Source organism: Tenacibaculum salmonis (assembly GCF_041053065.1).
Taxonomy (GTDB): domain Bacteria; phylum Bacteroidota; class Bacteroidia; order Flavobacteriales; family Flavobacteriaceae; genus Polaribacter; species Polaribacter pacificus_A.
Map to the genome: position 1 here is coordinate 1,687,501 of NZ_JBFCVV010000001.1, position 22,354 is coordinate 1,709,854.

A 22,354-nucleotide genomic window follows, 5' to 3' on the forward strand; every position below is an offset into this window, starting at 1 on the left:
CACTACTAACGGAATCACTATTGTTTTCTCTTCCTCCGGTTACTTAGATGTTTCAGTTCACCGGGTTTGCCCCCTTGCGGGTGATATGTCTTCAACATACCGGGTTGCCCCATTCGGAAATCTACGGATTATAAGGTATGTGCCCCTCCCCGTAGCTTATCGCAGCTTATCGCGTCCTTCATCGCCTCTGAAAGCCTAGGCATCCGCCATACGCCCTTATTTAGCTTATTGTACTTTTTGCTCTAAACATTACTGTTTAGAACGAGCTCTTTATAATTATTTATTTTTATAAAAATATTGTTGTTAACCCGAAGATTAACTTCTCTATCTTGATTTCTTTACGATATCATTTTACCAATATGTCAATGAACTTTTTCAGATTTAAATCTGATTGTGGAGAATATCAGAGTCGAACTGATGACCTCTTGCGTGCAAGGCAAGCGCTCTAGCCAACTGAGCTAATCCCCCATTATAAATCCTAGAATACTATTCAGAATTTGAATGTCGAATCCTCTAGTTTCTAGAATTTCCTTTCTAACAACTTGCTTTTTGTAGTCTCAGGCAGACTCGAACTGCCGACCTCTACATTATCAGTGTAGCGCTCTAACCAGCTGAGCTATGAGACTATAATAGCTTGTTATTAGTGTTTTTTAAAATTAACAGCAAAGAGTAAAATTTCCCTTTTGTAACTCACCATCTTTCTCTAGAAAGGAGGTGTTCCAGCCGCACCTTCCGGTACGGCTACCTTGTTACGACTTAGCCCTAGTTACCAGTTTTACCCTAGGTCGCTCCTTGCGGTAACGAACTTCAGGCACCCCCAGCTTCCATGGCTTGACGGGCGGTGTGTACAAGGCCCGGGAACGTATTCACCGGATCATGGCTGATATCCGATTACTAGCGATTCCAGCTTCACGGAGTCGAGTTGCAGACTCCGATCCGAACTGTGATATGGTTTATAGATTCGCTCCTGGTCGCCCAGTGGCTGCTCATTGTCCATACCATTGTAGCACGTGTGTAGCCCAGGACGTAAGGGCCGTGATGATTTGACGTCATCCCCACCTTCCTCACGGTTTGCACCGGCAGTCTCTCTAGAGTCCTCAGCTTAACCTGTTAGCAACTAAAAATAGGGGTTGCGCTCGTTATAGGACTTAACCTGACACCTCACGGCACGAGCTGACGACAACCATGCAGCACCTTGTGATCTGTCCGAAGAAAACTCTATCTCTAAAGCTGTCAGACCACATTTAAGCCCTGGTAAGGTTCCTCGCGTATCATCGAATTAAACCACATGCTCCACCGCTTGTGCGGGCCCCCGTCAATTCCTTTGAGTTTCAGTCTTGCGACCGTACTCCCCAGGTGGGATACTTATCACTTTCGCTTAGTCACTGAACCGAAGTCCAACAACTAGTATCCATCGTTTACGGCGTGGACTACCAGGGTATCTAATCCTGTTCGCTCCCCACGCTTTCGTCCCTCAGCGTCAGTATATACGTAGTAGACTGCCTTCGCAATCGGTATTCTAAGTAATATCTATGCATTTCACCGCTACACTACTTATTCTATCTACTTCCATATAACTCAAGTCAATCAGTATCAAAGGCAGTTCCATCGTTGAGCGATGGGATTTCACCTCTGACTTAATTGACCGCCTGCGGACCCTTTAAACCCAATGATTCCGGATAACGCTCGGACCCTCCGTATTACCGCGGCTGCTGGCACGGAGTTAGCCGGTCCTTATTCTTACAGTACCGTCAAGGCGCTACACGTAGCACGGTTTCTTCCTGTATAAAAGCAGTTTACAACCCATAGGGCAGTCATCCTGCACGCGGCATGGCTGGTTCAGAGTTGCCTCCATTGACCAATATTCCTCACTGCTGCCTCCCGTAGGAGTCTGGTCCGTGTCTCAGTACCAGTGTGGGGGATAATCCTCTCAGACCCCCTACCTATCGTCGCCATGGTAAGCCGTTACCTCACCATCTAGCTAATAGGACGCATAGTCATCTTGTACCCATAAATGTTTAATAGTGGTTCGATGCCGAATCACTACATTATGGAGTGTTAATCTTCATTTCTAAAGGCTATCCTCCTGTACAAGGCAGATTCTATACGCGTTACGCACCCGTTCGCCGGTCGTCAGCATAGCAAGCTACCTGTTACCCCTCGACTTGCATGTGTTAAGCCTGCCGCTAGCGTTCATCCTGAGCCAGGATCAAACTCTTCATTGTATATTTTAAATAATATTAATGAATAAGTTTCAAAAGAATTTGTTCTAACAAATTAGAACGTGGTTATTCTACTCTTATTTTACGCTGTCAATTTCAATGTTTTCAATGAACCTAGTTTTTAAAAAAAACCAGAGATAAACTTTTACACTTATCATTTTTTGAAGAAACGTTAGAGTCGAACTAACTGACTTTTTACAGCCATCCCAAATTTCTTAATCGCTTTATTTTCTTAAAGCGGTTGCAAATATACATCCTTTTATTTGTTACAAACAAGCTAAACTTAACTTATTTTTTACATTTTATTAATGTGATACTTACCGATGTTTTAATGAACCTTTACTAACTTCTAAACTTGCGTTTTTCCGTTAGCGGTTGCAAATCTACGCCCTTTTATTGAAACAGCAAGCATCTTTTTTTGTTTATTTTGAAAGTATTTTATTAAGTATTGATTTCCAAATAATTAAACAATTCACTTTTTAAGTATTTTTAATTATTTGAATTTAAAACAGCTGGTTTATTCGGTTTACAGCTGGTTTATTTTTTTTAAAATCCTTATTTTCCATAGTTCTTTGTATTATGTGATGCTGAAATAAATTCAACATGACGGGAATCTTGTTTTAAAAAAACTCTAAATAATCAATAAAATAAGGAATTATAATCGTTTTGTACAAATGCCTAGCCACGATTGAAGCATTTGTTTGAGCTCTTTTTTGTTTTTCTTTTCGAAAAAACAAAAAAAGCGAGTGCGGAAAGCGGGAAATTGCTTCTAAAAAATCAATATTTTAATAATCTTATAATTAAAAAGCATCCATTTTATTAAAAATAGATGCCTTTTTTGAAACGATATATCTTGAATATCTGTTTATTTTTTGAACTTTAACTTCTTTTCAATTGCTTCAATCATAATATTAGCAATATCTAAACCAGTTGCCGCTTCAATACCTTCTAATCCTGGAGATGAATTTACCTCTAATAATAAAGGACCTTTATTAGAACGTATAATATCGACACCTGCGACAGGTAAATCTAACACTTTAGCCGCTTTTATAGCTAATCTTCGTTCATCAGAAGTAATTCTAACTTTAGAAGCAGAACCTCCTTGATGTATGTTTGCTCTAAATTCACCTTTTTCGGCTTGTCTTTGCATTGACGCTACTACTTTTCCGTTTACAACAAAACATCTTAAATCTTGCCCGTTTGCTTCTTTAATAAACTCTTGCACAAGGATATTTGTTTTAACACTTTTAAAAGCATTGATAACACTTTCTGCTGCCTTAGTCGTTTCTGCCAAAACAACCCCCTTACCTTGTGTACTTTCTAATAACTTAATGATTAACGGCGCTCCGTTTACCATTTTTATAAGATCTTTAGTATCTAAAGGAGAATTAGCAAAACCTGTTATAGGAACTTGTATATCATTTTTAGCAAATAATTGTGTAGCTAATAATTTATCTCTTGATTGATTGATAGCTTCTGCAGAATTTAAACAATAAGTACCCATAGCATCAAACTGACGTATTAAAGCACATGCGTAAAAAGTTACAGATGGCTTAATACGAGGAATAATAGCATCGAACTCATCAATAACATTTCCACCACGATAACGTATTTGAGGATCTTTTGCATCAAATTTCATGTAAGCTTGTTGCACATTTAAAAACACCATTTCATGACCTCTTGCACGACCTGCTTCCATAATACGCTTGTTACTAAATAAGCCTGAATTACTTGCTAATAAAGCTATTTTTAAGCCTGTTGCTTCTTTTTTAAAGGCAGCATATTTTTCGTCTAAATCAGCCTGAGTATATTCTGGTAATAAATAGGTTTCAGAAGGATTTACTAAATATCCATTAGATAAAGCTTCACGTCCTAGCAACATTCTAAACTCCATAGAGTCACGATTTGCTAATGTCAATTCAATATCAAAAGTATTAGTCCCTAAAGTTACTGGTGTTTTTATAACAAGTCGTTCTTCAGAAATCCCTGTAGAACTTTTTATAGAACGTTTTGAATGTACTTTTGACTCACAACGAATACTAATACTTCTATTTTCTTGAATTGGATTTACATCAAAACGCACCCATTCTTCTGTTCCTTTGTAGAAAGAAGTTATATTATTAGCCTGTATTGATGATGTTTTGGCTCCTGAATCGACTCTTGCTTTTATAGCTGGGATACTGAAAGTATCAAACGAACACCACTCTTCGCTCCCTATTATTTTTAAATTGTTCAATGTGATATTATTATTTAATAATGGTTTATAAAAATTTATTTTAATTAAAAATGATATTATTTACATCATAAACATTTCATCTTCTTCGATAAAAGTTTTAAACTCGATGGTATAGCCATTAGGGTCTTTTACAAAAAAAGAAACATGTTCACCATTTTTTTCTTTTAAAAATGTTTTTGTTATTATTGTTTCTGATGACCAATAATTTATTCTATCATGCATTTTTTCCCAATCATCTGCTGTTAAAACAACACCAAAATGAAAAGAAGGTAAAACATCTTTTTCAAACGTATAGTCAGGATAGTCAAACTTAAATTTATCAACCAAAACATAAGTTAATTGATTGTTAAATAAATTAACATCTAACCAAGTACTTGTTTCTCTACCACAACTAAGCCCTAAATCTTCAGAATAAAACCTTTTTGTTTCCTTTATATCTAAACAAGGAAGTGATAAATGAAAAGTAGCTATCATAGTTATTTAATTTAAAATTATTATTTTTTTTGATACCTTATATATGGTAAGGTTATATTATAAATGTAATGATTTCTTCGGATTTAAAATAATATTAAGTTACTTTGATATATCAATTAACTCGATACCTTTATAAAGAATAGTAGTATTGGGTATTGTTATTTTTCTATTTCCTTCAGCTACATACAATAGTACATAAAAACCTGTAATATTTTTCACCTCACCTGTAAAGTCATATTCTTTATCTATGATTTTTATAGTATCTCCTATTCTCATCGGATGATAAAAAAATAAAATAACACTAGCTGTTAAATTTGATAACATAGACCATTGTGCAAAAAAACCAACACCTAGTACCGCCAAAATAGAAGAAGCAAAAACACCTATTTGTTTTAATTCTATTCCTAAAGTTAAAAGTAATAAAAAGAAAAAAACAACATAATAAACTAAATAAAAAAGATTGAGTATTAACTTTCTTCTATGTGGTTCTATTGAGTTTTTAATCACGTAAATTTTGGTGATTTTTTTTGTTAAAAAAACCAAAATAAAAAGTGAAAACAATAAAATTAACAAAAGAATATACTTATTAAAAAACAAATTATTCATGATACTTTTTATTGCGAAACTATGCTTTTATTTTTTTTGATATTGATTTATTTTCAAAAAAATAAATAAACAGAAATAACTAAAAAATAGACATCTAGGTGAAAATAAATGATTTTTAATTTTTAAGACACTTTATATCTCTATAATTTAAACCTTATTTTATTAAATGTGATATAAAAAAAATCAGTTATTATTCTTTTAAATATTATATAATAAAACACAACACTTTTTATAAAAACTCTATTGTTCAACAATTGAATACTATTGTTCAATAAAATATTCTTTTTTAAGCATTAATTTTGGTTGTATAAAAAATCAAAAAAATTGGATTTAAAAGAACTTTTAATAGAAACAAAATCAAATGCTGTTTACCTTTTAAAGGAAGATGGAAAAGTTGTTGACTTTTATCCTAAAGAAAATGATTTAGGTGATTTACAAGATAAAATGATTGTATTTCAAACAACTATTTTTAATATGAGTAATCATTTTTTTAGTACCTTTTTTAATACCGAATTGAAAGAGATTCGACTAAAATCTGACAATGAAAATATACTTATGATTAAACATAATGAATACATATTATGTTTCTTATCTAACAAAAAAGTAAACGTTGCTTTACTAGACCTTATTTTGAAAAAAGAATTTAACAATCAACTATAAAGAAAATGCAAAAAATTTTAGATAAATTAGTAGAGAATGTAAAAGAAGGTATTCCTGGATATATAGCAATTAGTATTGCTGAAATGGCTTCTGGTGAATCTCTTATATCAGATTCTAATAACCCTAATTTTGATCCTGCTTTAGCTTCTGCATATAATGTAGAAATAATAAATGCAAAACGAAAAGCTATTGATGCTTTAGAATTAAAAGAGGAAATAAAAGATATTTATTTTAACTTAAAAGATCAAATACACATAATTAATTTATCACCAAGTGGTGAGTATTTTATTTATTTAGCTGTTGATTCTAAAAAAGCAAATTTAGCACTTACTAGAACCTTATTAAATAAGTATAAAAAAGACTTAGATAATGAATTATAATGAAATTGACTTAAAGGATTATAATTTTGATAATGACTTTATAACATATATAGAGTCTTATCAAGATATCTATAAGTATAAGGTATTACAAAATACTCCTGATACTCCAAAAGTAAAAGAAATAGTAACTTCAGAAAAAAAAGCTATTAAAACAATATTAGAAGATTTCTTTTTTGCTCCGAAATATAACAATGTACTAGATGTACTAAAATTTGCAAAGAATTAAAAATAGCTTAAAAAATTAGATATTATATTTTTATAAACATAAAACTCTCATTTTCTGTTTTAACTATACAAAAACTGTTCGAGTTTTTTATTTAAAGCAATAAAAGTGATATTGCTAAATACTCTATTTCTAAACACTAATTTTTAAATCTAATTACTAGTTAATTAGCAGTTTACTATATATCATAAAAAAAGCCTTAACTATAAAAAGTTAAGGCTTTAATATGTACTCGAGGCGGGAATCGAACCCGCACGACCGAAGTCACTGGATTTTGAATCCAGCGCGTCTACCAATTCCGCCACTCGAGCATTATTGAAGCTGCAAATCTATTAAAAAAATTAATTAAATTCACTTAAAATAAGTTTTAAACTCTTAAAATAGTTTTACTTTTGCGGCAACAACAACATTAACTCTTAACAAAACATTGTAAATGCCTATAGATCAATTAAGTCCAAAAATTTTTGCATGTTCTCAAAGTATTGAACTTGCTAAAGAAATTGCTAAAGAATACGGTATAGAACTTGGGAACGTAATAACAACTCATTTTAGTGATGGTGAATTTCAACCAGCATTTGAAGAATCTATTAGAGGAAGAAGAATATTTCTTATTGGATCGACTTTTCCTTCAGCAGATAATTTAATGGAAATGTTATTAATGTGTGATGCTGCTAAACGTGCTTCGGCAAGACATATTACAGCTGTTATGCCTTATTTTGGATGGGCTCGTCAAGATAGAAAAGACAAACCTCGTGTGGCTATTGGTGCTAAATTAGTTGCAAAACTATTAGAATCTGCAGGAGCTACCAGAATTATGACAATGGATTTACATGCTGATCAAATTCAAGGTTTCTTCGAAAAACCAGTAGATCATTTATTTGCTTCTACTATTTTCCTTCCATATGTAAAAAGCTTAAATTTAGAGAATCTTACTATTGCTTCACCTGATATGGGTGGTTCAAAAAGAGCATATGCTTATTCTAAATTTTTAGAAAGTGATGTAGTTATTTGTTACAAACAACGTCAAAAAGCAAATGTGATTTCTCACATGGAGTTAATTGGTGATGTAAAAGGTAAAAATGTAATTCTTGTAGATGACATGATTGATACAGGAGGAACCCTTGCTAAAGCTGCCGATTTAATGATGGAAAGAGGAGCTATTAGCGTGCGTGCTATTTGTACACACCCTATTCTTTCTGGTGAAGCTGCTGAAAGAATTCAAAACTCAAAACTAACAGAATTAATTGTTTCAAATACAATTCCGTTAAAGAAGAGTGTGTCTAAAATAAAAGTCGTAAATTGCGCTCCCTTATTTGCTGAAGTAATGCGTAAAGTTCATGACAACGTATCAATCAGTGATGAGTTTTTAATGTAAATAAATTTAATAAATAAATAAAGTAATGAAATCAATTACAATCAACGGATCAAAAAGAGAAAGCGTAGGTAAAAGAGCAACTAAAGACTTACGTAATGCTGGAAAGGTTCCTTGCGTATTATACGGAGGAGAAGAACTTGTTCATTTTTCAGCAACTGAAAAAGTATTCAAGCCTTTAGTATTTACTCCTGATGTATTTACTGCTACGATTGAATTAGATGGTGTAAAATACAATGCTATTTTACAAGATATCCAATTTCACCCAGTAACTGAAGCTATTTTACACGTAGATTTTTATCAAATTTTTGATGATAAAGAGCTTACTATGGATATTCCTGTACGTTTAGTAGGAGTAGCAAAAGGTATTATGTTAGGTGGGGCTTTACGTCACAACTTACGTAAGTTAAAAGTAAAAGGTTTACCTACTAATTTACCAGACTTTATTGAAGCTGATATTACTGAATTAGCTATTGGTAATAAATTATATGTTACTGAATTAAGAAACGATAAGTATTCTTTATTACACCCAGATAACACTGTAGTTGCTCAAGTTCGTATGTCTCGTAATGCTGCAAAAGCTGCTGCTGAAGCTGAAACTGAAGCTTAAAAACTATTATACAATAAAAGAAAAGCGTTACCATTGTGTAACGCTTTTTTTTTATTTTTGAAATATAGTTTTTAATCTTTTTAAAAAGATTAAAAACCATCTATAAAATAAAATCAACAAATACAGTAAAATAATCCGATGAAGAAGTTTTTAATCGTAGGTTTAGGTAATATTGGTGAACAATACCACAATACACGTCATAATATAGGGTTTAAAATAGTAGATGCTTTTGTTAAAGAAAACGATGCTAGTTTTGAAACTGAAAAATTAGGTGACATTGCCAGACTTAAAATTAAAGGAAAAACAGTTCTTGTTTTAAAACCGAGTACTTACATGAATTTAAGCGGAAAATCGGTTATGTATTGGATGCAACAAGAAAATATTTCTGTTGAAAACCTATTAATAATTACCGATGATTTAAATATTGATTTCGGTAAACTTCGTATTAAACCAAAAGGAAGTTCTGGTGGACATAATGGTTTAAAAGATATTCAAGAAAAATTTAATACAGGAGCTTATCCTCGTTTTCGTTTTGGTGTTGGCGCTGATTATGGCAAAGGTCGTCAAGTAGATTATGTTTTAGGACAATGGAGCAAAGACGAAGAAAGCGAAATGATTGAACGAATTCCGACTTCAGTAAATGCTGTTACCTCTTTTATTACAGCAGGAATGGCAAATACTATGAATGAATTTAATGGTAAATAATCATATATTTTAATACTTACTTTTTTTCAAAAAAACATTATTTAAATTAATTATAAATAGTTAATTTTCATTATTTTTAAAGTCTAAATAATTGACTATGAAAATAATAATAACATTGCTGTTTTGTATTAGCTTCTCAAGCTGTATATTTTATGAGGAAGAGCATAGATATGTAGAACCTATATCTAATTATGATCCTATTACAATAGAAAGAACTAATTTAGATTCTTCTATTGCTTTTTTAGATAACATAGAAATGACTGAATCGTCTAAAATTTATATTTTTAACGATTATATTTTTATAAATGATAAAAGAAAAGGATTCCATATTTTTGATAATTCAGACCCTTCAAATCCTATAAAAAAGAAATTCTTAAAAATACCAGGTGCTACTGATATTAGTATCAGAAATAATACTTTTTTTATAAACCAAGCTACAGATTTAGTTTCATTAAGCATCAATATTGATGCTTCTACTTTTACCATCAATAAGAGATTAGAAAATGTTTTTCCTAAACTAGAATCTCCTGATGGTTTTTATGGTAATGTTAAAAATGAAGAAATTATTGTTAATTGGATAAAAAAATAAAGGTTATGAAAAAGATATATATATTATTAATTACTTGCCTTCTTATTTTTGCCTGTAGTCAAGATTCAAATGATAATTCTAGTAATCAATCTGGAGATGGAATGGGTGGTTCTTTAGCTACTTTTATTTTAAAAGATAATTATTTATACACTGTTGATTTTTTTAAACTGACTGTTTTTAATATTTCAGATACTAAAAATCCTGTAAAAGTAAACACTATTGAAGTTGGCTTTAATATTGAAACTTTATTTAGTTTTGATAATTATTTATTCATCGGTTCACAAAATGCGATGTTTATTTATGATATTACAAACAAAGAATTACCTGAAAAATTAGCGCAATCTAATCATTTTACTTCCTGTGATCCTGTGGTTGCAAATGGCACAAATGCTTATGTAACTTTACATACGAACACGAATTGTCAGGGTATGGTAAACGAATTAAAAACCTATGATATTACCGATATAAAAAATCCAATTTTATTAAACAATAGAGGTTTAACTCAACCTAAAGGATTAAGTTTATATGGCGATAATTACTTATTAGTTTGTGATGATTCGGTTAAAATTTTTGATGTTTCAAACCCTAAAGATTCAAAATATATTAATGAAATTCCTACAAAAAATGCCATGGATATTATCATAAGAAATAACCATGCATTTATTATTTCTGAAAATAGTATTGATCAATATGAACTAAACACAACTAATATTGAAAGTTTCACAAAAATGAGTACCTTCAATTTTTAAATAAATTAAAAAAAATGAAAAAATTAGTACTTACTTTTATCTTAATTCTAGTTCACTTAATATCTAATAGTCAAAATTGTATTAAAAAAGGAACTATTGAAGAACTAAAACAATTAAAAGAACGAGAATTAGCAGTAGTTATTTATGATGAAGATAAAGAGTATATTCAAAAATTGGAAAAAAAAATAGCTAAAAACAATAGAAAAAAAGAAGAATTTAAAAATGAATTAAAAGAGTATAAAAACCATATTTCTTTTTTTAACAAAGCTATTAAAGAAGTAGTTACTGAATATTGGAAGTTAAATAACACAGATAATATTAAATATATAACAAAAAAGGAAGTAAACAAACTTGCTGAAAATAAATCTAAAAAATTTGCTGTACTTGATTTAACTTTTGAAAAAATAAGTGCTGACTATTATAACTTTCATACAATGGATATTTATGTAATAACTTACGGAAGTCCAATAAAAAGAAGATATAAAAGTACTTTTAAAAATTTTATTAATAATGTAATTTACAATTTACCAGATCATGGTGACAAAAAGCAGAAAAAACAAATAGAGTCTTTAAAAACCGAAAGAGAAAATAAGGCAAAAGTATTGTCAAAAGAAAATCTAATTATTTCTATTTCATTATCTCAAAAATATATAGAAAAAGTAATTAAATTAAATAAAAAAATATCTTTTGAAGATTTTGCTGAACAAGAATCTAAAGAAAACTGCTCTAAAATAGATAATAAAACTATTTTAATACAAGAAGCCTCTGTACACGGAAAGATTCAAGATGATTTAAGTTCTTTATTTCCAAAAGCTAATATTCAATTAGTTTCTAGTGATAGAATTGCAGAAGCAATAGAGAATAAAGAAGACGTTTTTATCGGTTTTCCTGCAATTAAAAAATTCGTAAAACAAAAAGGTGGGGTAACTGTAATTCTACCTATTAGCCATAAAATTTTATTGAATACAAAAACAAAAAATATAGTTGGTTTTGTAAAACATTCAGGAATAACAAGTTACAACTACTTTAAAAAGAAAGATTTTAAAAAATTAAGTAACCAATGTAAATAATAAACTTCTAAAAAAAAACTCAAAATTTAATTTTGAGTTTTTTTTATCTAGTCTTTTATTCATTATCACTTGCAAACCACTCTGCAAAACTAGTATCGGTTTCTTGTAATTTTATTCCGTGAAGTTTAATATTTTCAGGAAGTCTACCTTTAATTTTTTTAGCAAAATCAATTGCCATCATTTCGCTTGTTGGTTGATAATCTACCAAAATAACATGATGCCCTCTATCTTTTAACTCTTTTGCTAATTCAACATGTGGCGTATTTTGATTAAACACGGTTGCGTGATCAAAAATATCAACAATTTCTTCTTTAACAATTTTCTTTAAATCGCCAAAATCGATGACCATACCAAATTTTACATTGGTCATATCCATAATTGGCTGACCTGTTACAGTAACAAAAAGTTTATAACTATGTCCGTGTACATTTTTACATTTTCCATCATAACCATACAACGCATGCCCTGTTTCAAAAGTAAACTGTTTTGTAATTCTTATATTATTCACTATCTCTTAAATTTTTTGTTTGCTCTGTATTTATTGTAAAAATACACGATTGCTACTCCTGCTGCTAAAATGGCAAATAAATAATCTCCACCCATAATTTTATTTTTTATTTGCCGAAAGTACGAATTTGTTTTGCAACTTTTGTTAATACCCATACGAAACCTACTGAAAACAATACTCCTACTAGTAAAAACACTATTTGATTCTCAAGTATCCACCTTGCAATTTCCTGTCCTGTTGTTTTATTTTGAATATTTTTTATCTCTTGAAATAAGAACATTTTTTATTTTTTAAATTTTGATAATGCTTTTTTAGTCGCTTCTGATAAAACCAACTTTCCTGATATTTCGGCATTTTCTATTAATAATTCTTGCCAATGTTCTGTACCAATCCACAAGGTTTTTTTCATTTCTGATAAAGCTTCATAATTATAAGATGCTAATTTTTCAGTAAAAATTTCAACTTCTTTATCTAAATCTTCTATCGATTCAAAAACACGAGCGTATAATCCTTTATCTTTTGCCCAATACGCATTTTTCCAACTAGTGGCATCTAAAGTTAATTCGGCTAAACCGCTTACATTAATTTTACGAGTAACCGCAGGAGCAATAACAAAAGGACCAATTCCGATACTTAATTCTGATAACTTAATACTAGCACTTTCGGTAGCAAAAACATAATCGCAAGCTGAAGCTAAACCAACTCCACCGCCAACGGTTTTACCTTGTACACGTCCAATAATTAATTTTGAACAACAACGCATCGCATTAATTACGTTCGCAAATCCTGAGAAAAACTGTTTACCAGCTTCTAAAGTATCAATAGCAACTAATTCATCAAAAGAAGCACCCGCACAAAAAGCTTTATTTCCTTCGGATTTTAAAATAATAATTGCCACTTCATCATTATTTGATAAAGTATTAAATTCATTCGCTAAACGTGCTAATAATTCACTTGGAAAAGAATTACTTGCAGGATGTCCAAATTCAATAGTTGCAATTTTTTTATCTATATGAGTATATAAACTTCCGCTTTCTCTTGTTGTTGTCATACTTAATATTTTATTCTCAAATTTACTCATTTTGAGAGTGTGATAAAAAAGTATTTCTAAATTTAAGAATTAAAGGAAGTGCACGTGCTATTATCCATGCATAAAAAGCAATCCAAATGGCATGTAATTTATAATCTAAGGAATCAAAAAATAATAAAACAGGAATAAAAATAACTGCTGTTGATATCAATAATAAATTTCTTAAATACTTCATTTTGCCCATTCCTTTAAACATTCCATCATAAATAAAAGCGATAGCACAAATCGGTTGCATAATTAAAATAATCCAAAAAGTATTATAAAAATGTTCTAATACGGCTTGTTCTTGTGTAAAAATTCTACCTATAAAATCATAAAAAACAAATCCAATAATTGCTAAAAAAACACCAAATACAAATCCATAAAGAAGCAATTTATTTCCTAATTTAAGTAATGATGAATACGCTTTTGCTCCTAATAATTTTCCTGATAAAATATTTCCTGCGGATGAATAACCATCAATCATAAAAGCTCCCATTAGCCATATATTAAAACCGATTGTATAGGCTGCAATGTATTCTTTTCCGTAAGAAACAGCATAAGAAGTAGCAAAATATAAAGCAAGATTTAAAGCAATAGTTCTAACAAATAAGTTTAACATCATATTGATAAACTTCGAAATTTCTTTATTAAAAGGAAGCTCAAATTTTAAAGATATTTCTGTTTTAGTTATCAATAAATAAGTAGCAACAAGTGCCATAATTATTTGTGCAATTACACTTGCATAAGCTGCTCCTGAAATGTTCATGGCGGGAATATATCCTTCAATTCCATAAACAAAAACAACATCTAGTAGAATATTTACAACTGTACCAATTATGGCAATTAACATCGGGTACATGGTATTTTGAAGCCCTCGAAATGTTCCAAAAATAGCGATTACAAATAATGTAAACGGAAAGCCAAAAACACGTATTTTATAATATTCAATCGAATAATCTAAAATAGCATTAGAAGCATTATAAAACTGAAATATTTCTTTAGCAAACGGATATGTAATTCCTAAAATAACCAAACTTGTTACTAAGATAATAGCGATAGCTTGAGCAGGTAAATTTTTTACTTCGGATAATTTATCAGCACCTATATATTGCGAAATAATTGACGAAATACTACTACGAGCCTGCCCAAAAACCCAAATTAGCATCGATAAAAAAGCACCTACAATTCCAATAGCGGCAATACTTTCGGTTGCATTATGATTGATATTTCCTACGATAGCTAAATCGGTAGTTGATAATAAAGGTTCGGCAACTCCTGCAATTAAAGCAGGAAAAGCCAATTTATTTATTCGTTTAAAACTAATGTCTTGCATTTAACAAAGTTTATTTTTTAATAAGCATTCGCTTAATTTCGTTCAACTTCATTAAAGCTTCAATTGGCGTAAGTGTATCAATATTAGTAGCTAAAATTTCATCTCTAACATTTTCTAATAAAGGATCATCTAATTGAAAGAAGCTCATTTGCATTTCTTCTTTTTGTGAATCTTTTAAAACCTCTTTTACTTCTTTATGAGTGTTATTTGCTTCTAATTGTGTTAGAATTTTTTGTGCTTTTGTAATCACTAAATTTGGCATTCCTGCTAATTTTGCTACATGAATACCAAAACTATGATTACTTCCACCTTCTACTAATTTTCGTAAAAAAATGATACTATCTTTTAATTCTTTTACCGATACATTAAAGTTTTTAATACGTTTAAAAGTGCTTGTCATTTCGTTTAATTCATGATAATGCGTAGCAAATAATGTTTTTCCTTTTGATGGATGTTCGTGTAAATATTCGGCAATAGCCCAAGCAATTGAAATTCCATCATAAGTAGAAGTTCCACGCCCAATTTCATCTAATAAAACCAAACTACGTTCCGATATATTATTTAAAATAGAAGCCGTTTCATTCATTTCTACCATAAAAGTAGATTCTCCCATCGAAATATTATCGCTTGCTCCTACTCTGGTAAAAATTTTATCTACCATACCAATTCTAGCACTTTGTGCAGGAATATAACTTCCCATTTGAGCTAATAAAACGATTAAAGCCGTTTGACGTAATATTGCCGATTTACCCGACATATTTGGTCCGGTAATCATAATTATTTGTTGATTATCTCTATTTAAAACAACATCATTTGCAATATATTCTTCGCCAATTGGAAGTTGTTTTTCTATTACAGGATGACGCCCATTTTTAATATCAATATCCGTACTATTATCCATTTCTGGACGCACATATTCGTTGTCCATAGCCAATTTGGCAAATGATAATAACACATCTATTTTAGCAATATTTTGAGCATTTTGCTGAACAGGTTGTACAAAATCAATAATAAACTGTACTAATTTTGAAAAAATATCCGCTTCTATTTGCTGAATTTTATCTTCTGCGCCTAAAATTTTAGTTTCGTATTCTTTTAATTCTTCAGTAATATATCGTTCAGCATTTACAAGGGTTTGCTTACGAACCCATTCTTCAGGAACTTTATCTTTATGCGTGTTTCTAACTTCAATATAATATCCAAAAACATTATTGAAAGCAATTTTTAAACTTGTAATTCCCGTTCTTTCGGTTTCACGAGCCAACATCATTTCTAAATATTCTTTTCCTGAATTAGAAATACTACGAAGTTCATCTAATTCATCAGAAACACCGCTTGCAATAGCATTTCCTTTATTGATATTTACAGGTGCATCTTCAAAAATAGTTTGAACAATTTTAGTAATTAAAATTTCACAATCGTGTAATTTTTTTCCTATTTCTTTAACCGTTTTATTGCGGCTTTTTTCTGCTGATGCTTTTATCGGAAGAATAGCTTTTAATGAATTTTTCAATAAAACAACTTCTCTTGGCGATACTTTTCCTGTGGCAACTTTTGAAATTAATCGCTCTATATCAGAAATTTGCTTTAATTGATAGGTTACCGTTTCAAAAAAAGATTCATTATCAATTAAAAAAGCGACCAACTCATGACGTTCTTGTATTTGTGTCAAATCTTTTAACGGCAAAGCCAACCAACGTTTTAATAATCTTCCGCCCATAGGCGAAATTGTTTTATCAATAACATTTAATAAAGACACTGAATTTAACGAATTTCCGCCGTATAATTCTAAATTTTTAACGGTAAATCTGTCCATCCAAACATAATTATCTTCAGCAATTCTGCTGATAGATTGTATGTGTTCAATTTTATTATGTTGTGTTTCTGATAAATAATACATTACTGCACCACCAGCAACAATACCTTGTTCTAGGGATTCAACACCAAAACCTTTTAAATTTTTAACTTTAAAATGAGTACTTAATAATTCATTTCCATATTCCTTTTGAAAAACCCAATCTTCTAAATAAAAGGTGTGAAAACGATTTGTAAACAATTCTGAAAATTGTTGTTTGTATTTTTTTTCAACTAAAACTTCGCTAGGAGAAAAATTTTGTAATAATTTATCAATATATTCTTCGTTTCCTTGGGCAATTAAAAATTCGCCTGTAGAAACATCTAAAAAAGAAATTCCTATTAATTTTTTACCGAAATGTACGGCAGCTAAAAAATTATTTGATTTCGATTGTAAAACTTCATCGTTTAAAGCAACACCTGGAGTAACCAATTCGGTGACACCTCGTTTTACAATACTTTTAGTCATTTTCGGATCTTCTAACTGATCGCAAATTGCCACCCTTAAACCCGATTTTACTAATTTAGGTAAATATGTATTTAACGAATGATGCGGAAAACCAGCCAAAGCGATTTCACTAGCACTACCTGCACTTCTTTTTGTTAAAACAATTCCTAAAACACTGGATGCTTTTACGGCATCTTCGCCAAAGGTTTCATAAAAATCTCCGACTCTAAAAAGCAACATTGCATCGGGATATTTGGCTTTAATTCCGTTGTATTGTTGCATTAATGGAGTTACCTTTTTTGCCTTTGTTTTTGCCAATTTTTTAGTTTTTTTAAATTAGTTTTGCGAAGATAAATATTCGATTTTAAAGTGAACATTTTTTATGAGAAAACTAAAAAATAGTGAATTAGGTAGAATTACAGTTAATGAGTTTAAAGAAACCGAAAAAACGCCCATTATTGTAATCTTAGACAACATCAGAAGTTTAAATAATGTGGGGTCGGTTTTTAGAACTTCGGATGCTTTTTTAATTGAAAAAATATATTTGTGCGGTATTACTGCAACTCCTCCTAATAAAGAAATTCATAAAACTGCTTTAGGAGCTACCGAATCTGTTGCTTGGGAACATATTGAAAATACTATTGAGTTAGTTGAAAAGCTTAAAAAAGATAACGTTACTATTTTAGCCATAGAACAAGCTGAAAATAGCACGATGTTAAATGAATTTATTCCAAAAGCAAACCAAAAATATGCGGTTGTTATGGGAAATGAAGTAAAAGGTGTGCAACAAGAAGTTGTTTCTGCTTCGGATTTTTGTATTGAAATTCCACAATTAGGAACGAAGCATTCTTTAAACATATCGGTTACAACAGGTATTGTAATTTGGGATTTATTTCAGAAAATATCTTAGTTTTTTTAAGAAAAAATATATTTCACCTTATTAACACAAATAGATACCTTTTTCATCTTATGAAAAAAATTCTTGTTTTTTCCTTACTACTTACTACATTTTTTGTTTATTCTCAAGAGCAAAAAGATTCTATTTACTTTTATTTAAACAATGCAAAAGGAGTACATAAATTATCATATCTCAAAAAAGCAGTTATACTTTCAAATGATTTAAAGAAGGACTCTCTTTTAAAGCAAACAAGTATTGCGTATGGTAAACAAAGTTATTTTAGTAAAGATACCTTAGGAATAACATTCTCAAAGAACAAATTACTAAAACACTATTCTGTAAAAAAAGATTCTTTTTCTTTGGCTAAAGCGTATCATTTTGCTGCTTTGAACAACAAAATAAAAAACAATTTAGATAGTACTTTTTACTATTATCATAAATCAAAAAATATATCTGTCGCTTTAAAAGATTCTGCCGAAATAGGCAGAAGGCTTTTATCTATGGCAATTCTTCAGGTAAAAGAGTTAGATTTTTTGGGTTGTGAAATAACTACAGTTGAAGGTTTAAAATATGTAGAACCTTTAAAAAAATATCGAGTTTTAATTTCTTTATATCAAACTATGGGAAATGCTTTAGCGAGTCTAAAAAGATCAAAAGAAGCCAGAGCCTATTATCATAAAGCACAGAATATTGTTAAATTCAATAAGATAAAACACAAAAGAGAAAAAAATTATTTAAACCTTCTGAATAATATAGGGATGACTTATAAAGATGAAGGTAATTATGAAAAAGCAATTTCTTTATTTCAAGAAGGTTTAGATACAGATAGTTTAGAAATAAAATATCCTAAAAATTATCAATCTTTTTTAGGTAACTTATCTTCAATTTATTTTCTACAAGGCGATACAAAAAAAGCAATAGAAGGTTATAAAATAGTTTTAGAAGGTCGAAAAAAACTTAAAAACTCATACGCAGAAAGTTTTTCTCATGCTTTTTTAACAGAAGCATATATCAAAAACAAAAACTATACACTAGCAGAAAAACATGCAAATATTGGTTTAAAATTAGCTAGAAAAACAAGAAATAATAAAATAGTTTTAGAATGTTTAAAACTTTTATCAGACCTTAATAAAGGGCAAAAAGCTAAAAAACATTTAGAAGAATACATACAACTTAACGACAGTTTATTTGAAAAAGAACGCCGATTAAAAAATCAGTTTGCTAAAATTAGGTATGAAACTGATAAAAAAGAAAAAGAAAATACGGTTTTAAAAACAGAAAATAAAAGTAAACAATTAGAAATAATCTATCATAAGCAACAACAAACTATTGGTAGATTAATTGCTGCGAGTGGTTTATTATTATTTATTAGTAGTATTTTATTTTATTTTTATAGAAAAAGAAAACTGTTATATCAAGCACAATTAGAAAGAATAACCGCTAGAGAAGATGAACGACAACAAATTGCAAAATCGTTACATGATGAAGTTGCAGGTGACTTAAGTTTATTACATCAAAAATTTAAAAAATCTAATTTATTAGAAGAAGCTAAAAAATTAGATGCCGTTAAAGAAAACATTAGAAATTTATCACATCAATTAAGTAGTGTCAGCTTTAATAAAGTGTCATTTAAAGATCAGATAATTAATTTAGTAAGTGATTACTTTGAACTTGATTTTAGAATAAGTGTTACGGGGCTACAAGAATATAACTGGGAAGAATTAAATAATGCTATTAATAGGTTATTGTATTTAAGCGTACGAGAAAGTCTTGAAAATTGTAAAAAATATGCAAATGCCAATAAGGTAATGATAACATTTACGATACATAAGAAACACGTATTTTTGCTCATTAAAGATAATGGAGTTGGTTTTAATACCAATGCTATTAAAAAAGGAATTGGTTTACAAAACCTACAAGAACGTGTTGAAGAGTTAAACGGAACTCTAAATATTAAAAGTGAAGTAGGTAATGGAACACAAACTAATATTCAAATCCCCTTAAATGCTTGGACCATTAAAAATACTCGTAGTTGATGACCATCAATTAATACTTGAAGGCATACTTTCCTGCCTAAAAAATATTGATAATTTAGTTATAGAAACTACTAATTGTTGCGATGAAGCTTTTTCTAAAATAAAAACAGCAATTCAAAATACACCTTTTGATATTGTTTTTACTGACTTAAGTTTTGATAATACAGATGAAAATGTCACTTTAGACGGAGGTGAAGCCTTAATTAAAGCTATTCAAAAAAAAAATATTGATATTAAAACAGGTGTTATTACAGGACATTCAGAAACCAATCGGGTTTTTAATGTTATCCATAATTTGAATCCTAGTGCTTATATTTTAAAAGGAAATTGTAATACGGATGAGCTAACATTTGCTATAAAAAAAATAATAAAAGGCGAGGTATATTACACACATGAAATACATCAAAAATTGTTAAAAAGAGCTTTAATTGAAATTCAAATGGATGATGTTGCTATTCAAATTTTAAAAGAATTACCAAGGCATTCTAAAATTTCAAACCTAGAAGGTTTTATTAAAAAAACAGATGGTTCATTAGTTAAATTAAGGTCTATAGAAGCAAAACTATCAAAGCTTCGTAATAATTTACAAGCACATAATAATACTGATTTAGTACTAAAGGCTAAAGAGTTAGGAATATTAGATTAATTTAATTTACTGCGGAAATATACATCTTTTACGGCGGTAATTCCCTTTTTAAATCAAATAACTCCATTTATATTTGCCGGACAATTCAATATTATTTGGGGAAATATTTTGAAAAAGAAAATGTTAAACAAACCTTTCAGTTCATACTGAAAGGTTTGTTTTTTTGTTATAAAATCTAACTTTTATAAATATATTTATTTAGTTTTTAAAATTACATAAAGACTACCCTATTTTTTTACATAAGGTTTAAACAGAGTTTAAGAAGTAATCAATTACTTTGAAGCAATTTCCTGCTTTACGCACTCGCTTTTTTTTAAAGAAAAATTAAAAAAAGAGCTCAAACAATTGCTTCAATCAGGGCTAGGCATATTTACTTCATTTTTTATTACTTCATTTATTTAATAATACCAATTTATTTCAGCAGCTCATTAATAAGAGAACTCCGATTTCGAATGATTTTTTTCTTTCAAAAAAAGTTATATTTTTTTAACCTGTGGAAAGACACACTTTTTATTAGATCAATTTTCTTTCAAAATTAAAAAGCTACTTATATATTTGCAACGAATTCAATATTATTTGGGGAAATATTTTGAAAATTTTTAGTAGACCTTTCAGTTCATTCTGAAAGGTTTACTTTTTTCAAAATAATCCTTTTTTTTAAACTTAAAAAAACCTTCTAGAATTAATCGAGGTATTTTTTATTTTAAGTGATTTAACTTTAACAAAACCTGTGGAAAGACACACTTTTTTACACTTATATTCTCTTTATAAATAGCTCAAAAATCTATATCTTCGTAATATCAAGTTTCGAGGATAAGCGAAAAATGGTATTTAAGGGAAAACTAACCTTCTAGATTAATTCTAGAAGGTTTTTTTGTTTTAAATTAAATAATGTAACTTCATAAAATTTAAAAAAAACTAAAATTCTGAAAATCCTCATACCTACCTTTTGAATCAAAAAGCAATAAAACTTACTAAAAACTGGATTAATTAAACAAATAATTATGGGAAAATTAAATGATAAAATTACTTCAAGAGTTCAAAAATTTATAGAAGCACAAAAAGTGTTTTTTGTTGCAACAGCTCCTAAAAACGGGCGTATTAATTTATCTCCTAAAGGAATGGATTCTTTTCGTGTATTAAGCCCAAACCGTGTTACTTGGTTAAGTGTTACAGGTAGTGGAAATGAAACTTCAGCACATTTATTAGTTGATAATAGAATTACCATTATGTTTTGTGCTTTTGAAGGTGCTCCTAATATTTTACGTTTATATGGTACAGCTAAAGAAATATTACCTGAAGATGCTGAATGGAATGAATTAATTAGCTTATTTCCAAAACTAGCAGGAACACGACAAATATTTGATGTAACAGTTGAAACTACACAGAATTCATGTGGTATGTCAATTCCTTTTTATGAATATAAAGAAGAGCGAAATGAATTATCAAATTGGGCTGATGAAATAGGACAAAGTGGTATTGAAGATTATTGGGACGAAAAAAATAAAGTTAGTATTGACGGTTTAAAGACCAAACTTAAAGAATAAATTAAAAATATTTTTTCATTTTTTTTATTCAAAAAAGATAAAAGATGATAAAAATCATATTTTAAGAAAACAAGCTCAAGTATTTTTGTTGAAAAATAATAGTATGATACAATTAA

20 protein-coding genes, 3 tRNA genes and 2 rRNA genes (1 of these 25 cut by a window edge) are annotated in these 22,354 nt (G+C 29.5%); 13 read left to right on the forward strand and 12 right to left on the reverse strand.

Annotated features, from left to right (window positions below):
- From AB0T67_RS07340 to AB0T67_RS07370, 7 genes are all read right to left on the reverse strand, one after another.
- Window positions 1-231 (reverse strand): 23S ribosomal RNA (locus AB0T67_RS07340); it reaches 2,645 nt to the left of the window's first position.
- A gap of 163 nt (window positions 232-394) precedes the next feature.
- A tRNA-Ala gene (locus AB0T67_RS07345) sits at window positions 395-468 on the reverse strand.
- Window positions 469-552: 84 nt separating this feature from the next.
- Window positions 553-626 (reverse strand) — tRNA-Ile (locus tag AB0T67_RS07350).
- Between the two features lie 81 nt (window positions 627-707).
- Window positions 708-2,225, reverse strand: a 16S ribosomal RNA gene (locus AB0T67_RS07355).
- The 16S and 23S rRNA genes sit together here with 2 tRNA genes alongside, the layout of an rRNA operon.
- A gap of 862 nt (window positions 2,226-3,087) precedes the next feature.
- On the reverse strand, window positions 3,088-4,458 hold the full coding sequence (gene rimK / locus AB0T67_RS07360; RefSeq protein ID WP_369219770.1) for a 30S ribosomal protein S6--L-glutamate ligase: 1,371 nt from the start codon (window positions 4,456-4,458) through the stop codon (window positions 3,088-3,090).
- A gap of 60 nt (window positions 4,459-4,518) precedes the next feature.
- Window positions 4,519-4,932, reverse strand: a complete 414-nt coding sequence (locus AB0T67_RS07365; protein ID WP_271231121.1) for a VOC family protein — start codon at window positions 4,930-4,932, stop codon at window positions 4,519-4,521.
- 99 nt (window positions 4,933-5,031) lie between these two features.
- Window positions 5,032-5,439, reverse strand: a complete 408-nt coding sequence (locus AB0T67_RS07370; protein ID WP_369219771.1) for a mechanosensitive ion channel domain-containing protein — start codon at window positions 5,437-5,439, stop codon at window positions 5,032-5,034.
- 423 nt (window positions 5,440-5,862) lie between these two features.
- On the opposite strand from AB0T67_RS07370, the gene AB0T67_RS07375 reads away from it, so the two are divergent.
- From AB0T67_RS07375 to AB0T67_RS07385, 3 genes are read left to right on the forward strand one after another with little or no spacing between them, the layout of a single operon-like run.
- Window positions 5,863-6,198, forward strand: coding sequence for a hypothetical protein (locus tag AB0T67_RS07375; RefSeq protein ID WP_369219772.1), 336 nt, complete (start codon window positions 5,863-5,865; stop codon window positions 6,196-6,198).
- Between the two features lie 5 nt (window positions 6,199-6,203).
- On the forward strand, window positions 6,204-6,578 hold the full coding sequence (locus AB0T67_RS07380) for a hypothetical protein (RefSeq protein ID WP_369219773.1): 375 nt from the start codon (window positions 6,204-6,206) through the stop codon (window positions 6,576-6,578).
- Entirely contained in the window at window positions 6,568-6,804 is a 237-nt protein-coding gene (locus tag AB0T67_RS07385; protein ID WP_369219774.1) for a hypothetical protein, read from the forward strand. Before AB0T67_RS07380 ends, AB0T67_RS07385 begins: the two co-directional genes overlap by 11 nt.
- Before the next feature lie 226 nt (window positions 6,805-7,030).
- On the opposite strand, the gene AB0T67_RS07390 is transcribed toward AB0T67_RS07385, so the two are convergent.
- Window positions 7,031-7,112 (reverse strand) — tRNA-Leu (locus AB0T67_RS07390).
- Between the two features lie 122 nt (window positions 7,113-7,234).
- Between AB0T67_RS07390 and AB0T67_RS07395 the strand changes: the two genes are divergently transcribed.
- The 6 genes from AB0T67_RS07395 to AB0T67_RS07420 all read left to right on the forward strand — a co-directional run bounded on the left by AB0T67_RS07395 (window position 7,235) and on the right by AB0T67_RS07420 (window position 11,896).
- A complete protein-coding gene (locus AB0T67_RS07395; RefSeq protein WP_369219775.1) occupies window positions 7,235-8,176 on the forward strand; it encodes a ribose-phosphate pyrophosphokinase in 942 nt (313 codons plus the stop codon).
- 25 nt (window positions 8,177-8,201) lie between these two features.
- Window positions 8,202-8,783 carry a 50S ribosomal protein L25/general stress protein Ctc gene (locus AB0T67_RS07400; protein ID WP_369219776.1) on the forward strand — a complete coding sequence of 194 codons (582 nt, stop codon included), beginning with the start codon at window positions 8,202-8,204 and terminating at the stop codon, window positions 8,781-8,783.
- Between the two features lie 138 nt (window positions 8,784-8,921).
- Window positions 8,922-9,488 carry an aminoacyl-tRNA hydrolase gene (gene pth / locus AB0T67_RS07405; RefSeq protein ID WP_369219777.1) on the forward strand — a complete coding sequence of 189 codons (567 nt, stop codon included), beginning with the start codon at window positions 8,922-8,924 and terminating at the stop codon, window positions 9,486-9,488.
- A 97-nt stretch (window positions 9,489-9,585) separates the two neighbouring features.
- Window positions 9,586-10,077: a hypothetical protein gene (locus AB0T67_RS07410; RefSeq protein WP_369219778.1), complete on the forward strand. Its 492-nt coding sequence runs from the start codon at window positions 9,586-9,588 to the stop codon at window positions 10,075-10,077.
- A 5-nt stretch (window positions 10,078-10,082) separates the two neighbouring features.
- Window positions 10,083-10,826, forward strand: coding sequence for an LVIVD repeat-containing protein (locus tag AB0T67_RS07415; RefSeq protein ID WP_369219779.1), 744 nt, complete (start codon window positions 10,083-10,085; stop codon window positions 10,824-10,826).
- Between the two features lie 14 nt (window positions 10,827-10,840).
- Window positions 10,841-11,896 (forward strand): hypothetical protein, encoded by a 1,056-nt coding sequence (locus AB0T67_RS07420; RefSeq protein WP_369219780.1) that lies wholly within the window; start codon window positions 10,841-10,843, stop codon window positions 11,894-11,896.
- Between the two features lie 55 nt (window positions 11,897-11,951).
- On the opposite strand, the gene AB0T67_RS07425 is transcribed toward AB0T67_RS07420, so the two are convergent.
- The 4 genes from AB0T67_RS07425 to mutS form a co-directional block, all read right to left on the reverse strand.
- Window positions 11,952-12,404: a 6-pyruvoyl trahydropterin synthase family protein gene (locus AB0T67_RS07425; RefSeq protein WP_369219781.1), complete on the reverse strand. Its 453-nt coding sequence runs from the start codon at window positions 12,402-12,404 to the stop codon at window positions 11,952-11,954.
- A 283-nt stretch (window positions 12,405-12,687) separates the two neighbouring features.
- Window positions 12,688-13,455, reverse strand: a complete 768-nt coding sequence (locus AB0T67_RS07430; RefSeq protein ID WP_369220498.1) for an enoyl-CoA hydratase/isomerase family protein — start codon at window positions 13,453-13,455, stop codon at window positions 12,688-12,690.
- A gap of 22 nt (window positions 13,456-13,477) precedes the next feature.
- A complete protein-coding gene (locus AB0T67_RS07435) occupies window positions 13,478-14,809 on the reverse strand; it encodes an MATE family efflux transporter (protein WP_369219782.1) in 1,332 nt (443 codons plus the stop codon).
- A 10-nt stretch (window positions 14,810-14,819) separates the two neighbouring features.
- Complete coding sequence (gene mutS, locus AB0T67_RS07440; RefSeq protein WP_369219783.1) at window positions 14,820-17,429, reverse strand: DNA mismatch repair protein MutS; 2,610 nt, start codon at window positions 17,427-17,429, stop codon at window positions 14,820-14,822.
- A gap of 64 nt (window positions 17,430-17,493) precedes the next feature.
- Here mutS and AB0T67_RS07445 point away from each other — a divergent pair, with 64 nt between their 5' ends.
- The 4 genes from AB0T67_RS07445 (at window position 17,494) to AB0T67_RS07460 (ending at window position 22,238) form a co-directional block, all read left to right on the forward strand.
- Window positions 17,494-18,021 (forward strand): RNA methyltransferase, encoded by a 528-nt coding sequence (locus tag AB0T67_RS07445; RefSeq protein WP_369219784.1) that lies wholly within the window; start codon window positions 17,494-17,496, stop codon window positions 18,019-18,021.
- A 59-nt stretch (window positions 18,022-18,080) separates the two neighbouring features.
- Window positions 18,081-20,045 (forward strand): tetratricopeptide repeat-containing sensor histidine kinase, encoded by a 1,965-nt coding sequence (locus AB0T67_RS07450; protein WP_369219785.1) that lies wholly within the window; start codon window positions 18,081-18,083, stop codon window positions 20,043-20,045.
- Window positions 20,014-20,691 (forward strand): response regulator transcription factor, encoded by a 678-nt coding sequence (locus tag AB0T67_RS07455; RefSeq protein ID WP_369219786.1) that lies wholly within the window; start codon window positions 20,014-20,016, stop codon window positions 20,689-20,691. Before AB0T67_RS07450 ends, AB0T67_RS07455 begins: the two co-directional genes overlap by 32 nt.
- A gap of 1,004 nt (window positions 20,692-21,695) precedes the next feature.
- Window positions 21,696-22,238, forward strand: a complete 543-nt coding sequence (locus tag AB0T67_RS07460; protein WP_369219787.1) for a pyridoxamine 5'-phosphate oxidase family protein — start codon at window positions 21,696-21,698, stop codon at window positions 22,236-22,238.
- The last annotated feature ends 116 nt before the right edge of the window (window positions 22,239-22,354 follow it).